A 13,688-nucleotide genomic window follows, 5' to 3' on the forward strand; every position below is an offset into this window, starting at 1 on the left:
CTTTCGTGAGTCATCCCCATGCAAGAACAGTATCAACCGAATGCGGTGGAAGCCGCCGCCCAGACCGAGTGGAACCATGCCGACGCCTTCCGCGCCGATGACAACAGCAGCAAGCCACGCTACTACTGCCTGTCCATGTTCCCCTATCCCAGCGGCAAGCTGCACATGGGCCATGTGCGCAACTACACCATTGGTGATGTGCTGGCGCGCTACAAGCATCTGAACGGCTTCAACGTGCTGCAGCCTATGGGCTGGGATGCCTTCGGGCTGCCCGCCGAAAACGCCGCCATGAAAAATCAGGTCGCACCCGCGGCATGGACCTACGCCAACATTGACTACATGAAGACACAGCTGAAGTCGCTGGGGCTGGCCATCGACTGGTCGCGCGAGGTCACCACCTGCAAGCCGGATTACTACCGCTGGGAGCAATGGCTGTTTACCCGCCTGTTCCGCAAAGGCGTGATCTACAAGAAGTCCGGCAATGTGAACTGGGATCCGGTGGACCAAACCGTGCTCGCCAACGAGCAGGTCATCGATGGCCGCGGCTGGCGCTCCGGTGCGCTGGTCGAGAAGCGCGAGATCCCGATGTACTACTTCGGCATCACGCAATATGCCGAGCAACTGCTCAATGACTTAGACCAGCTCGACGGCTGGCCGGAACAGGTCAAAACCATGCAGCGCAACTGGATCGGCAAGAGCTTCGGCGCCGACATCCAGTTTGATTACGATGTGGACAGCGTCGGCATCGACGGCCAGCTCAAGGTCTACACCACGCGTCCGGACACCCTCATGGGCGCAACCTATGTTGCGGTTGCCGGCGAGCATCCCTTGGCCGTACGAGCTGCAGCGGGCAATGCCGAACTGACCGCCTTCATCGCCGAATGCAAGGCCGGCTCGGTCGCCGAAGCCGACATGGCAACGATGGAAAAGAAGGGCATGGCCACCGGCCAATTCGTCATCCATCCGCTTAATGGCCGCAAGCTGCCAGTCTATGTCGCCAACTATGTGCTCTGGGGCTATGGCGAAGGCGCGGTGATGGCCGTACCCGCACACGACGAGCGCGATTTTGCCTTTGCCAACAAGTACGCACTGCCGATTGAACAGGTCTACAAGACTGCCAGCGACAATGACAACTTCAACAGCACAGAATGGCAGGACTGGTACGGTGATAAGGCCGGTCTGATCACCATCAACAGCGGCAAATATGACGGCCTGGACTTCGGCGCAGCCTTCGACGCCATCGTCGCCGATCTCGAAAAGTCAGGTCACGGTGCTCGCAAGACCCAGTTCCGTCTGCGCGATTGGGGCATCTCCCGCCAGCGCTACTGGGGCTGCCCGATCCCCATCATTCACTGCCCAAGCTGTGGTGATGTGCCGGTGCCGGATGACCAGCTGCCGGTGGTGCTGCCCGAGCATGTCGTGCCCGATGGTGCCGGCTCGCCGCTGGCGCGCATGCCCGAATTCTACGAAACCACCTGCCCGACCTGTGGCGGCGCCGCCAAGCGCGAAACCGACACCATGGACACCTTCGTGGAGTCGTCCTGGTACTACGCCCGCTACGCCTCGCCGCAGTGCGACACTGGCATGGTCGACCAGACCGCCGCGCAGCATTGGCTGCCAGTGGACCAGTACATCGGCGGCATCGAGCACGCCATCCTCCATCTGCTGTATGCGCGCTTCTTTCACAAGCTCATGCGTGATGAAGGCCTAGTGCAGGGCGACGAACCCTTCCGCAATCTGCTCACGCAGGGCATGGTCGTGGCCGACACGTTCTATCGCGAGCAGGACAACGGCGGTAAGGACTGGATCAACCCGGCCGATGTGACGCTCACGCGCGACGACAAGGGCCGCATCACCGGCGCTCTGCTCGCCGCCGATGGCCAGCCCGTCGTCCACGGTGGCATGGAGAAGATGTCGAAGTCGAAGAACAACGGTGTCGATCCGCAGTCGCTGATCGACCAGTTCGGTGCCGACACCTCGCGCCTGTTCATGATGTTCGCCGCGCCGCCGGAGCAGTCGCTGGAATGGTCTGATGCCGGCGTGGAAGGCGCGAATCGCTTTCTGCGTCGCCTCTGGAAGCTGGTGCACGGCCATCTCGCCAAGGGCGCTGTGCCGGCGCTGGATACAGCCGCGCTCACTGCCGACGAGAAAGCGCTGCGCCGTAAGCTGCACGAAACCATCACCAAAGTGGGCGATGACTACGGCCGCCGCCTAACCTTCAACACCGCGATTGCTGCGGTGATGGAGCTGCTCAATGCCGTGCAAAAGCTCGATGCTCAGCATAGTCAGGCTTTGGCTGTTGAGCGTGAAGCCCTGCACAGCGCCGTGATCCTGCTCGCGCCCATCGTGCCTCACATCAGTCACGCCCTGCTGCAAGCCTTTGGCAATGGCAATGGCCTGCTCAACGCACGCTGGCCCGAAGTTGATGCCAGTGCACTGACCCGCGACAGCCTGACACTGATGATTCAGGTCAATGGCAAGCTGCGTGGCCAGATCGAAGTGCCGGTGGATGCCGACAACGCCAGCATCGAAGCCGCAGCGCTGGCCAACGCCGATGCCCAGCGAACCATCGCCGGCGCGCCGGTGAAAAAAGTGATTGTGGTTAAGCAGAAACTGGTCAATATCGTCGTTTGAAAATACCGGTTAACCGTGGAGTACACCGTATGCGCCTAGTCTGGCTGAGCCTGCTGACCGTCGCCCTGAGCGCCTGTGGTTTCCACCTGCGCGGGCAGTTCACGCTGCCGCCGCTGCTACAGCCCATCGCTGTGGCTAGCACCGTGCCGACCCTAGAGGATCGCGTGAGTGCGGGCATCCAACGCATGGGCGGCGTCATTTCAGCCGATGCGCCGATGCAGCTGCGCATCACCCGCGAGACCATCACACGCCAAACCAGCACCGTAGACCGCCTCGCGAAAGCGGCGGAATACACGCTGTTTTATGAGCTCACCTACCAGCTCAAATACGCCAGTGGCGTACCGGCACAGCCCGAGCGCTCCATCCGCTTGCGCCGCACCTACCAATTCGATAACACCCGTATTGTGGGTAAGTTCGATGAAGAAACGACGCTGCAGGAAGACATGCGCCAGCAGGCCATTGCCCAACTGCTGACCCAGTTGTCGCGCACCCAAGCCAGCGCACTTTCACCCGATGCGACGGCGCTGCCCACGCCACAGGCCCAGCCCACACAACCATGAAGTTGCGCCCGGAGCACTTGCAGCGACACCTCATGGATGGCCTGCAATCTGTTTACGTGCTCTGTGGCGACGAGCCACTCCTGCTGCAAGAAAGCACGGACCTGATTCGTCAGGCCGCTACAAAAAACGGCTATAGCGAGCGCCAAGTCCATGCCATTGAGCGGGGCTTTTCTTGGGATACCCTGATTGCCGACAGCCAAGCGCTATCGCTATTTGCTGAACGCAAACTGGTCGAGCTACGCTTTAGCGGCAAGCCCGATGCCGCCGCTGCCGATGTTTTAATCGACTTTGCTCAACGCCCGCCAGAAGACACGCTATTGCTCATCACGCTACCCAAGCTCGATGCGGCGGCGCAAAAGTCGAAATGGTTTACGGCGCTGGATAACCATGGCGTTCAAATCACCGTTTACCCCGTCGATGCCAGCGCCCTTCCTGGCTGGTTGAACCAGCGCGCGCAAGGCCTTGGCCTTCGTCTACCGGCCGAGGCCTTGCAATTACTCGCTGATCGCACCGAAGGCAACCTGCTCGCCGCAGCGCAGGCCTTAGAAAAGCTCCGCCTACTCAGTGACGGCAATGACATCGGTTTTGATACGGTTGCCAGCCTCGTGAGTGACAGCACACGCTACTCGGTTTTTGATTTGGCCGATGCCGTCTTAATGGGCGATGCCAGCCGAGCGGCACGACTCCTGCTCGGCCTAGAGAGTGAAGGTCAAGCCGAATCTGTTGTGCTGTGGGCCTTACAAAAAGACTTGCGAGCACTCACCTTAGCGGCAGAGCAAATGAGCCAAAGTGGCCAGCAGGCGCTGTCCTCACAGGCGCTTAATCAACTGGGCTTTTGGGCCAAGCGCCAAGGTCCGGCACAGCAAGCGTTGCGTCGCCTCTCGCTGGTGCGACTGCAACGCTTGACCAGTGGTGTTATCGACGTGGACAAAGCCATCAAAGGGCAGTCGCCCGAACGCGCCTGGGATGCCCTGCTGCGCTTAACAATGGCCATGGCTGGCCGTCCTCTTTTTGTCTGACCTTCGGAGCTGCGCTATGTCGTTCGCCTCACTTTTACAGCCCTTGCAGCAAAAAGCCGGCGCCCAGCAAACCCTGCTGATCCCTCCCCATTGGGGGCAGGGCCGCGCAGCCTATGGCGGCTTAGTCGCTGCTTTTCTGCAAACGCATTTAGATGCTGAGCAAAGCGAAGGCCGCCCCCTGAGAGCTGCCCAAATCGCTTTCATTGGCCCCGCTGCCGTCGGTGAAGCCTGCGTGGAAAGTCAGTTATTACGCACCGGAAAGTCGGCCCTGCAAGCCGAGGCTCGCTTGCTTCAAAACGGTGCCGTAGTGGCTACGTTACAGGCGACGTATGGTGCAGATCGCAGCTCGCAGCTCACAGAGCCCGCACCGCAACGCCCCAACATGAAAGCCCCTGAAGACTGTCCCGCACTGCCTTACATTGCTGGCCTCATGCCGGAATTCACCCAACATTTTGATATGCGTTGGAGTGAAGGTGGCCTGCCCTTTACGGGGCATGAAAGCGGCAATATGAAAGGCTGGATTCGTTTTCGTGAGGACGAGGCCATTGATCTGAGCCCCGCTTGGGTACTGGCCTTGGTGGATGCATGGCCGCCTGCGGTGGTGGCGCGTTGCAATGGACCCGCCAACCTCAGCACTATGACATGGGCCGTTGGCTATCGTCCTATTAAGGAGGATTTAGATGGGCAGGGCTGGTGGGCCTATCAAGCCGATACCATTAGCTGCAGCGAGGGCTATGCCCACATTCGCTCAACGCTGTGGTCACCAGCCGGTGAAGTCGTGGCGCTTAGCCAGCAAACGGTGGCGGTATTTTACTGAGCGGCTCTTCGCTCAGGTTACGCGTCAATAAGCGCTTCAAATACTCGACAAACTCCGGGTCTTCGCCTCGTAGCAAGTCGGGCAGCGCCTGACGAAAGTCCGGGCGCATGCACCATTCCTGCAGATAGTCTTCCCACGATGACCAGCGCCGCTGTTGTTTGGCGGCCATGTCATCTTCGTATAAGAGCAAATACGCGCGCTCAAACAGCGATACCAACATGGTGAAGATGATGCGCTTACGCTCAAGCTGCTCATCATCCAAGCCTTCTGCCTGTTGCAGGGAGAATAATTTGAGATCGGGATTTTCCAGCGCGATTTTCAGGAAGTCTTGGTAGTTGTCGGACAGTAATTGGAAGACCTCTTCCTCTTCGTTTTCCCGCTCCTTGCGCTGCTCATACAAAAACACCGCAATTGCCAAGGGCAAACCCACCACGGTCACGACATAGCTGAGTAATTCCCACACCTCTAGGGACGACATCACATCATCTCCGTTGCAACAAAACGAGCCAAGACTTGATCGCCCTGCAACAACTCCAGTTGGTGGCCGACCTGGCGATACTGTTTGGACTCGCGCAACACATCGATCAGAGTGCGCTCCTGCTGCGCCATGGCATCGCGACAATACGCTCGTGTGCTGTTAACACGGGTCAAATTGAGCTTGTTATCACTAAGCTGCCAGCTACCCTGCAACCGATTGCAGCCGGTGGTGCCCGTTAAGCGCCCCCCTTTACGCAAGCGAATATGAGCGGTTTGTCCGAGCACGGCTTCTTGGGCTGCAACGCCTTTAATGCTGCTCAGGCGCCAAACGGTTTCTTGTAGCGGGTGAGCTGGCGCAATCGGCCCCTGAGCACAGGTTTCGTTCGGCCAAAAACGTTCGAAAGCGGTGATATTCAACGCGCGCTTTACCGACGACGACTTCGCTGTGGGTTCTTGCCATTGTGCGGTGAGCGCTGCAAGCACGGGCCCTCGGGCGCGGCGATCAGCAGGAACCGTTTGAATGTGTTGAAGCATTTTAGCGGCCGCCGGCGAGTCCGCTAAGGGCAACACTTGCGCGCTGAGACATTCGGTGACCATCGCCTGCAAGCCCGAATTAGCCGGCTCAGAATACAGGGCCAGCAAGCGCATTTCGTCAGTGATCAAATCGGCCTTGGGCTGGCGCTTCAGCACATACTCTCGAATCGAGACGATGTCATTGCCTCGCTCATCGAGCATGACTAAATCGCCCTGCGGCAGGAGCCGAAACTGTCGCTGGCTAGCGCCTTTTAAGAGCAGCCGACGCGCATCGCCCAGCGTTGCTGACCAGCGCCCAACATCGTAGAAGCGCTCCTCGGCACCGCCCTTGCCTGCCACGTAAGATTCGCGCAGGCGAAAAAGCCCATCCGGGAATAGCGTGACCGCGAGCCAACGCTCACTGCAACCCGGGCAAGACACTTCCCCTACCCAGGTTTGCACGTGCTCCGAACGCAAATTCTTGCCACCCCCACCGCTCTGTAAGGCACAGCCTGAAATCCCCATCACCAGCCATGCCAATACCGCCCAATAACGGAGGCTAGGTAATCGCTTGGGAAGACTGATTAAGGGGGCTGAGTTCATGGCTGCTAGGCGATAGCGTTCGCTCTTATGGGTTTATCGTGTTGTTCTTGCGTTAAAACTGTCATGCACTGCATACACTGTAAAGTAATGTTCTGTAAATGCACGCGACAGCGCGGGCAGGCTCGCTATAATCTGACCTTAACTAATTTCGGAACCCACGGCATGGATATCGTTGCCTACATGCGCAGCCTTGGCGCTGCCGCCCGCCAGTCCTCACGCGTCATCGCTCGCGCCAATACGGGCACTAAGAATGCGGCACTGCAAGCCATTCACGACGAGCTGCAGCGCGATCGCGCTAGTGTGCTTGCCGCCAATGACCGTGACGTGACAGCCGGCAAAGCCGGAGGTCTCGATGCCGCCCTGCTCGATCGTCTCGCGCTCGACGATGCCCGCTTCGACAGCATGCTCGAAGGCCTGCGCCAGGTCATCGCCCTGGCTGACCCCATCGGCGAGATGACCGACTTCACCTATCGCCCCTCCGGCATCCAGCTCGGCAAGATGCGCGTGCCGCTCGGCGTCATCGGCATCATTTATGAATCGCGGCCGAATGTGACGCTGGAAGCCGCGTCGCTGTGCCTGAAGTCCGGCAATGCCACCATCCTGCGTGGCGGCAGCGAAGCCCTGCAAAGCAATAACGCCATCGCCGCCTGCATTCAGCGCGGGCTGGAGGCTGTGGGCCTGCCGCGCGCTATCGTGCAAGTCGTGGAAACCGCCGATCGCGCCGCCGTCGGCCAGCTCATCACGCTGCCGGAATTTGTTGATGTCATCGTGCCGCGCGGTGGCAAGGGCCTGATCGAGCGCGTCTCGCGCGAAGCCCGCGTGCCAGTGATCAAGCACCTCGATGGCAACTGCCATGTCTTCCTCGATCGCGACGCTGATCCGGTCAAGGCCGAGCGCATCGCCATCAACGCCAAGACGCACCGCTACGGCGTCTGCAACGCCATGGAAACGCTGCTGGTGGATACTCCCGTGGCGGCTGAGCTGCTGCCCGGCCTCGCGGCGACTTATCGTGCCAAGGGAGTAGAACTGCGCGGCTGTGCACAGACCCTGGCGATCATTGGCGATGGTATCGCGGCCAGCGAAGACGATTGGTACACCGAATACCTGGCGCCCGTGCTGGCGATCAAGATCGTCGACGGCGTTGACGAAGCCATCGCGCACATCAATCAGTACGGCTCGCACCACACCGATGCCATCGTCACCGAAAACTACACGCGTGCCCGCCAGTTCCTCGCCGAAGTCGACTCCAGCTCGGTCATGGTCAACGCCTCGACGCGTTTTGCCGATGGCTTCGAGTACGGCCTCGGTGCCGAGATCGGCATCTCCACCGACAAGATCCACGCCCGTGGCCCAGTTGGTCTGGAAGGCCTGACCTCGCAGAAGTGGATTGTCTTTGGCGATGGCCAGATTCGTGGCTGACTTTACGGCTGGCGCATGATCCTGCTCTACGGCGGCTCCTTCGACCCGGTGCATCGCGGCCATGTCGATACCGCCCGTGCGGCAGCTGCGGCCGTAAAAGCCAGCAAAGTGGTATGGATACCCGCCGCGCTGTCGCCGCTAAAAGCGGGCAGCTTGGCCTCTGGCGAGCAGCGCCGCGAGATGTTGCAACGGATGCTAGCCGAGACTGCCGAGTCTCACTGGCAGCTCGATGACAGCGAACTGCAGTCAGCCCCGCCGTCCTACACCATCCACACGCTGCAACGCTGGCGCGCCCACGTCGGCCCGACGTTGCCGCTGGCCTTCCTGATGGGGCGCGATAGCCTGCTGCAGCTACCGCACTGGAAGGATTGGCAAAAACTCACGGATTACGCCCATCTGCTCATTGCCCGTCGACCCGACTGCGACGCGCCACTCCCTGAGCCCTTGAAAATTTGGTTGGAAAATCGACAACTTAGCGACCCTAAGCTGCTACAATCGCGACCCTTCGGCAGCCTCGTGCTGCTTGATACTCCGCTGCGACCCATTTCCAGCACCGACCTGCGCGCATCCTTGGCTGACCAACGGCAGACCGAAGACTGGCTGATGCCCGGCGTGCGGGACTATATTGATCAACACGGCCTGTACCGTGAACCGGAGAACCCGGCATCCTCATGAATGCTCTCGACAAAGATACGCAACACCTCTACGAAGCCGCGTTCAACGCGCTGGCTGACCTCAAAGCACAAAACGTGGTGACACTCGACGTGCGCCCGCTGACCAGCATGACTGACATCATGATCATCGCCAGCGGCACGTCCACGCGCCATGTCAAAGCACTGGCCGATGAAGTGCAAGTGAAGGCGAAAGCCGCTGGCTTTATGCCCGTCGGCATGGAAGGCGAGAAAGAAGGCGAATGGGTGCTGATCGACCTCGCCGGTGTGATTGTTCACGTCATGCTGCCCGCGACGCGTGCGCTCTATGACCTAGAACGCTTATGGAGCTCGCAAGGCGCTCGCTCGGCACCGGACTTTTCCGCGGAATAATGAAGATTCGACTGATCGCCGTCGGCACGAAAATGCCCGACTGGATCAATACCGGTTTTGACGATTATGCCAAGCGCCTCACTGACGATGTGCGCCTCGAAGTCGTGGAAATTCCGGCTGGTAAGCGCGGCAAAAACGCGGACATTATCCGGCTCACCGAGAAAGAAGGCGAAGCTCAGCTTGCGGCCATCGGCAGCATGGATCGCGTCATCGCGCTGGAGGTCGGCGGCAAAGCGCTGAGCACGGAAGAATTATCTAAAATGCTCGGCATTTGGCTGCAGGAAGGTCGTAATATCAGCCTGCTGATTGGCGGGCCAGAAGGCCTATCACCAGCCGCCAGTGCCCGTGCCGATCAGCAGTGGTCACTGTCGCGCCTGACTTTGCCGCACCCCTTAGTGCGTGTATTGCTGGCTGAGCAGCTGTATCGGGCCTGGACACTGTTAAAAGGTCACCCTTACCACCGTTAGTAATTTGCACTGGCCACTGGGCCAACTGGCGCTATGACCACACCTGAAAAGCCCGAACGCATCACGCTAAACGATCAGCAGAAAGAGTCCTCGCTGTATCGCTCCCGCGCCTCTTTGGCTGGCATGATTGTGCTGAGCTTGTTTTCACTGCTCTTGGTCCGCTATGGCTGGTTGCAGTTAGTACAACACGAAACCTATCTCACGCTATCCGAAAATAATCGCATCCACCTCGAGGCCATCTCACCCCCTCGTGGCTTTATTTACGACCGCAATGGCGTACTGCTGGCTGATAATCGCCCCGTTTTTGCGCTGGTCGTGAATCGCCAAACGGCCGGCGATCTCGACACCTTGATTGCTCGGCTCAAGCCCGTTTTGCAACTCAGTGACGAAGAAGTGGCGCGCTTTAAGAAACGCTTACGCGTATCCCGCCGGTTTGACTCAGTACCCATACGCTCCCGCCTGAGCGAAGAAGATTTAGCCCGCTTTTCAGAGGCACGCTACGACTTCCCTGGCGTTACCACCGAAATTGAAATTTCGCGCTACTACCCCTACGGCGAGCTCTTTGCGCATGTTATCGGCTATGTGTCCCGCATTTCTGAGCAAGAAGAAAAGACGCTGGACCCAGCGGTTTATGAGGGCACCAATTTAATCGGCAAAATCGGCATCGAGAAGTATTACGAGTCGGCGCTGCATGGTCGTGTGGGCTATCAGCACGTTGAAACCAATGCCTATGGCAAGCAAATTCGCGTCCTCAAGCGCACACCGCCAGTACGTGGCACGGATTTACGACTCGCCTTGGACGTTAAATTGCAGCAGATTGCCCACGAGCAATTAGCCGGGCGGCGTGGCGCTATCGTCGCGATTGATCCGCGCAATGGTGGCGTTTTAGCATTTGTGAGCAACCCGGGCTTTGACCCCAACCTCTTTGTCGGAGGCATTCCCGGCGCTCTCTATCGCGGTCTACGAGATCATGCCGACCGACCGCTCTACAATCGTGCGCTGCAAGGTATTTACCCGCCTGGTTCCACGATCAAACCCCATGAAGGCCTAGGCGGACTGCACTATGGCCTAGTGAATTGGGAATATCGCATTTCCGACCCTGGCTTCTTCAGCTTGCCGGGAGACTCGCATCGATTCCGTGACTGGAAAAAAGGCGGCCATGGGATTGTTGACCTAACACGCGCCGTGGAAATTTCTTGCGATATCTATTTTTATCAGCTGTCTGACCGTATGGGCGTAGACCGCTTTCATGATTGGATGTCGCAATTTGGTTTTGGACACAAAACCGGAATCGATCTGGTCAATGAAAAATCCGGTACGCTGCCCTCCGTGGCTTGGAAGCGAAAACGTCTGAAAGCGCCGTGGTATCGCGGCGAAATGATGTCGGTCGGAATTGGCCAAGGCTACTTTACTGCCAGCCCACTGCAAGTGGCTTTATCCACGGCCATCATCGCCAATAAGGGTCAGCACTTGCGTCCGCAAATGGTCATGAGCAGCTCAGGTCCAAACCCTGTAGTTATCGCGCCTCAACCCAATACCCGAGTCGCCTTTAACGCCATGCCTGAGGACTGGGATAAGATGCATGAGGCCATGCGCCGAGTCGTTCATGGCAGCGGTACTGCCACCCATTTAGCACGCACCATGAAGGGCTACGAAATGGCCGGCAAGACCGGGACGGCCCAGGTCAAGGGCATTAAACAAAACGAAAAATACGATGAGTCCAAGCTTGACGAGCGCCATCTCGATCATGCGTGGTTCATGGGCTTTGCACCGTTGGTCAATCCCACCATCGCAGTCGCGGTTATTGTAGAAAATGGCAAACATGGCAGCACGACTGCCGGCCCCATCGCCAAAGCCCTATTTGATTACGAAGTCATGGGAATTGTCGCACCACCGCCCATTAGTGAATATGCCGACGTGGTAACAGAATAATGACTGAACAACAAAATCGCTTTCTTCGATCGGCGCCGAGTACAGGCGCTGAATTCAGCAAAGGCAGCGATGTCTGGTCTAAGTTATACATTGACCCTGTTCTAGGGTCATTACTCGCCTTATTGGCCTTGCTGGGCTTAACAGCCCTCTACAGTGCCAGTGGCGCCGATCTCGACATGACCCTTAAGCAGGCTTCTAGCATGCTGATTGGCACCGTCGTCATGTTGATTTTCGCGCGCATCCCGCCCAGCACCTATGCCTATATCTCGCCGTGGTTTTATGGCTTCGGCATCCTACTGCTGGTGGCTGTTTCGCTCATTGGCGACATTCGCTTAGGGGCTCAGCGCTGGCTGACGATTCCCGGCGTAACCAGTGTGCAACCCTCTGAGTTTTTGAAACTGGCCATGCCCATGATGGCTGCTTGGTTTATTTCAAGTCGTCCACAACCGCTGAGCATGAAGGACGTTGGCATTTCCTTAGCTTTGATTATGGTGCCCGTTGGATTAATTGCTGAACAACCCGACTTAGGCACGTCGATTTTGGTCTTCGCCAGTGGTTTTTTTGTACTCTTTTTGGGCGGCTTACCTTGGCGCTTCATGGCGGGATTGGCGGGCAGCTTTGTCGTGCTCGCGCCCATCGGCTGGGGCTTTATGCACGACTATCAGCGCCGTCGCGTACTGACATTGATTGACCCAGAGTCTGACCCACTGGGGAATGGCTGGAACATCATCCAATCAAAAACCGCGATTGGTTCAGGAGGTGCTTTTGGCAAAGGCTGGATGGATGGGAGCCAATCCCATCTACATTTCTTACCCGAAGGCCACACCGACTTTATTATTGCGGCTTACAGCGAAGAGTTCGGCTTTATTGGTGTCATCTTATTAATGATGATTTATACCGGCATCCTGATGCGGGCCTTTCAGATCGCAACACAGGCGCAAACGTCGTATGGTCGCCTGCTGGCTGGCGCCATCACGCTGTCATTTTCTGTCTATGTCTTTGTCAACGTCGGCATGGTCGGCGGCATTTTACCCGTAGTGGGTGTGCCGCTTCCGTTTGTCAGCTACGGTGGCACCGCCATTATTACGTTGATGTCTGGTTTCGGCGTGCTGATGTCCATTCATGCACATCGCAAACTCATGGGTTAAGAGGGAACAATAATGGCAACTTGGTGGCATGGCGCACTCGCCGCATTTGGATTTTTGACCAGCACATCACAAGCCGGTGACTTCTCACAGTATGAAGAGCTCAGCGCTCTCATTGAGCAGCTCGAAGCGGACAAGATTTATGCCCCGGGCGAACTGTCCAAACTTTTTGAGCAAGTGAATCGACAGCCTAAGGTCTTGGAGTCGATTGCACGTCCAGCAGAAAAGAGTAAGGAGTGGCGCGACTACCGTCCCATTTTCATGACCGAATCACGCCTCAGCGATGGCTTGGTTTTCTGGGACACGTATCAGAAAGAGCTGGCACGGGCTGAAAGCGCGACGGGCGTACCGGCCAGCATGATTGTGTCCATTCTGGGCATTGAAACGAAGTACGGTTACAACAAAGGTAGCTACCCGGTCATTGAGTCTCTGGCCACCTTAGGGTTTGACTACCCGCCGCGTGCGCCTTTTTTCCGCAAGGAATTAAAAGAGTTTCTGATTCTGACCAAGCAAAACGGCATGGATCCGTTATCCATTAAAGGCTCCTATGCTGGAGCCATGGGCTTCCCACAGTTCATGCCGTCGAGCTGGCGCAATTTGGCGGTGGATTTTGATGGCGACAGCCGCATCGACCTCATCAACAACCCGGTCGATGCCATTGGCTCCATCGCGAACTACTTTAAAGGCAACGGCTGGCGCCCGGGCGAGCCTGTGGCAGCTCGCGCTCGCCTAACCAGCCAAAATTACGATAACGCCACCAGCACAGAGTTGAAGGCCGTGAGCACGCTGGCTCAACTGGCCAATCAGGGCTTAGTGCCACGCGATTTAGCAACCCTGCCCGGCAATACCCCCGCCTCAGGTATTCGCTTACAAGGGACGAACGGCGGCGAATTCTGGATTGGTTTTAATAACTTCTATGTGATTACGCGGTATAACAGAAGCATCCTATACGCGATGGCCGCACTGCAGCTTTCGCAGGCACTCGATGCCGCAAAACAAGAACGAGACCAGGTCGCCGTCAGTGCAAATGCAGGAGTCAGTCTCCTGCCCTGAGTCTCG

At 57.9% G+C, this 13,688-nt stretch carries 13 protein-coding genes; 11 read left to right on the top strand and 2 right to left on the bottom strand.

What is annotated here, in order from left to right; all coding sequences use genetic code 11:
- Window positions 1-18 precede the first annotated feature (18 nt).
- From leuS to AC14IB_RS06320, 4 genes are read left to right on the top strand one after another with little or no spacing between them, the layout of a single operon-like run.
- Entirely contained in the window at window positions 19-2,634 is a 2,616-nt protein-coding gene (gene leuS / locus AC14IB_RS06305; RefSeq protein ID WP_484231076.1) for a leucine--tRNA ligase, read from the top strand.
- A gap of 29 nt (window positions 2,635-2,663) precedes the next feature.
- Window positions 2,664-3,194 carry an LPS-assembly lipoprotein LptE gene (locus AC14IB_RS06310; protein WP_484231077.1) on the top strand — a complete coding sequence of 177 codons (531 nt, stop codon included), beginning with the start codon at window positions 2,664-2,666 and terminating at the stop codon, window positions 3,192-3,194.
- Window positions 3,191-4,213, top strand: coding sequence for a DNA polymerase III subunit delta (gene holA / locus AC14IB_RS06315; RefSeq protein WP_484231078.1), 1,023 nt, complete (start codon window positions 3,191-3,193; stop codon window positions 4,211-4,213). The genes AC14IB_RS06310 and holA overlap by 4 nt, the downstream gene beginning before the upstream one ends.
- 16 nt (window positions 4,214-4,229) lie before the next feature.
- Window positions 4,230-5,030, top strand: coding sequence for an acyl-CoA thioesterase (locus AC14IB_RS06320; protein WP_484231079.1), 801 nt, complete (start codon window positions 4,230-4,232; stop codon window positions 5,028-5,030).
- On the opposite strand, the gene AC14IB_RS06325 is transcribed toward AC14IB_RS06320, so the two are convergent.
- Both AC14IB_RS06325 and AC14IB_RS06330 read right to left on the bottom strand, forming a co-directional pair.
- Complete coding sequence (locus AC14IB_RS06325) at window positions 4,999-5,508, bottom strand: hypothetical protein (RefSeq protein ID WP_484231080.1); 510 nt, start codon at window positions 5,506-5,508, stop codon at window positions 4,999-5,001. The two genes, AC14IB_RS06320 and AC14IB_RS06325, sit on opposite strands and share 32 nt — an antisense overlap.
- Window positions 5,508-6,623, bottom strand: coding sequence for an META domain-containing protein (locus tag AC14IB_RS06330; RefSeq protein WP_484231081.1), 1,116 nt, complete (start codon window positions 6,621-6,623; stop codon window positions 5,508-5,510). The genes AC14IB_RS06325 and AC14IB_RS06330 overlap by 1 nt, the downstream gene beginning before the upstream one ends.
- A gap of 162 nt (window positions 6,624-6,785) precedes the next feature.
- Here AC14IB_RS06330 and AC14IB_RS06335 point away from each other — a divergent pair, with 162 nt between their 5' ends.
- Genes AC14IB_RS06335 through mltB form a run of 7 tightly spaced genes read left to right on the top strand, consistent with a single transcriptional unit; the run spans window position 6,786 to window position 13,682 of the window.
- Window positions 6,786-8,042 carry a glutamate-5-semialdehyde dehydrogenase gene (locus AC14IB_RS06335; RefSeq protein WP_484231082.1) on the top strand — a complete coding sequence of 419 codons (1,257 nt, stop codon included), beginning with the start codon at window positions 6,786-6,788 and terminating at the stop codon, window positions 8,040-8,042.
- A 15-nt stretch (window positions 8,043-8,057) separates the two neighbouring features.
- Window positions 8,058-8,717: a nicotinate-nucleotide adenylyltransferase gene (gene nadD, locus AC14IB_RS06340; protein WP_484231083.1), complete on the top strand. Its 660-nt coding sequence runs from the start codon at window positions 8,058-8,060 to the stop codon at window positions 8,715-8,717.
- Window positions 8,714-9,085 carry a ribosome silencing factor gene (rsfS, locus tag AC14IB_RS06345; RefSeq protein ID WP_484231084.1) on the top strand — a complete coding sequence of 124 codons (372 nt, stop codon included), beginning with the start codon at window positions 8,714-8,716 and terminating at the stop codon, window positions 9,083-9,085. Before nadD ends, rsfS begins: the two co-directional genes overlap by 4 nt.
- Complete coding sequence (rlmH, locus tag AC14IB_RS06350; RefSeq protein ID WP_484231085.1) at window positions 9,085-9,552, top strand: 23S rRNA (pseudouridine(1915)-N(3))-methyltransferase RlmH; 468 nt, start codon at window positions 9,085-9,087, stop codon at window positions 9,550-9,552. The genes rsfS and rlmH overlap by 1 nt, the downstream gene beginning before the upstream one ends.
- Before the next feature lie 33 nt (window positions 9,553-9,585).
- A complete protein-coding gene (gene mrdA / locus AC14IB_RS06355) occupies window positions 9,586-11,484 on the top strand; it encodes a penicillin-binding protein 2 (protein ID WP_484231086.1) in 1,899 nt (632 codons plus the stop codon).
- Window positions 11,484-12,632: a rod shape-determining protein RodA gene (gene rodA / locus AC14IB_RS06360; RefSeq protein WP_484231087.1), complete on the top strand. Its 1,149-nt coding sequence runs from the start codon at window positions 11,484-11,486 to the stop codon at window positions 12,630-12,632. Before mrdA ends, rodA begins: the two co-directional genes overlap by 1 nt.
- A gap of 12 nt (window positions 12,633-12,644) precedes the next feature.
- Complete coding sequence (mltB, locus tag AC14IB_RS06365; protein ID WP_484231088.1) at window positions 12,645-13,682, top strand: lytic murein transglycosylase B; 1,038 nt, start codon at window positions 12,645-12,647, stop codon at window positions 13,680-13,682.
- Window positions 13,683-13,688 lie beyond the last annotated feature (6 nt).

The sequence above is a fragment of the Perlucidibaca sp. genome (genome assembly GCF_057084925.1).

Excerpts from the sequence above, each read along its gene's own strand:
- AC14IB_RS06325 (WP_484231080.1), bottom strand. The coding sequence starts at position 5,508 with ATGTCGTCCCTAGAGGTGTGGGAATTACTCAGCTATGTCGTGACCGTG.
- holA (WP_484231078.1), top strand. The coding sequence starts at position 3,191 with ATGAAGTTGCGCCCGGAGCACTTGCAGCGACACCTCATGGATGGCCTG.
- rsfS (WP_484231084.1), top strand. The coding sequence starts at position 8,714 with ATGAATGCTCTCGACAAAGATACGCAACACCTCTACGAAGCCGCGTTC.
- AC14IB_RS06335 (WP_484231082.1), top strand. The coding sequence starts at position 6,786 with ATGGATATCGTTGCCTACATGCGCAGCCTTGGCGCTGCCGCCCGCCAG.
- leuS (WP_484231076.1), top strand. The coding sequence starts at position 19 with ATGCAAGAACAGTATCAACCGAATGCGGTGGAAGCCGCCGCCCAGACC.
- mrdA (WP_484231086.1), top strand. The coding sequence starts at position 9,586 with ATGACCACACCTGAAAAGCCCGAACGCATCACGCTAAACGATCAGCAG.
- rlmH (WP_484231085.1), top strand. The coding sequence starts at position 9,085 with ATGAAGATTCGACTGATCGCCGTCGGCACGAAAATGCCCGACTGGATC.
- mltB (WP_484231088.1), top strand. The coding sequence starts at position 12,645 with ATGGCAACTTGGTGGCATGGCGCACTCGCCGCATTTGGATTTTTGACC.
- nadD (WP_484231083.1), top strand. The coding sequence starts at position 8,058 with ATGATCCTGCTCTACGGCGGCTCCTTCGACCCGGTGCATCGCGGCCAT.
- AC14IB_RS06310 (WP_484231077.1), top strand. The coding sequence starts at position 2,664 with ATGCGCCTAGTCTGGCTGAGCCTGCTGACCGTCGCCCTGAGCGCCTGT.
- AC14IB_RS06330 (WP_484231081.1), bottom strand. The coding sequence starts at position 6,623 with ATGAACTCAGCCCCCTTAATCAGTCTTCCCAAGCGATTACCTAGCCTC.
- rodA (WP_484231087.1), top strand. The coding sequence starts at position 11,484 with ATGACTGAACAACAAAATCGCTTTCTTCGATCGGCGCCGAGTACAGGC.
- AC14IB_RS06320 (WP_484231079.1), top strand. The coding sequence starts at position 4,230 with ATGTCGTTCGCCTCACTTTTACAGCCCTTGCAGCAAAAAGCCGGCGCC.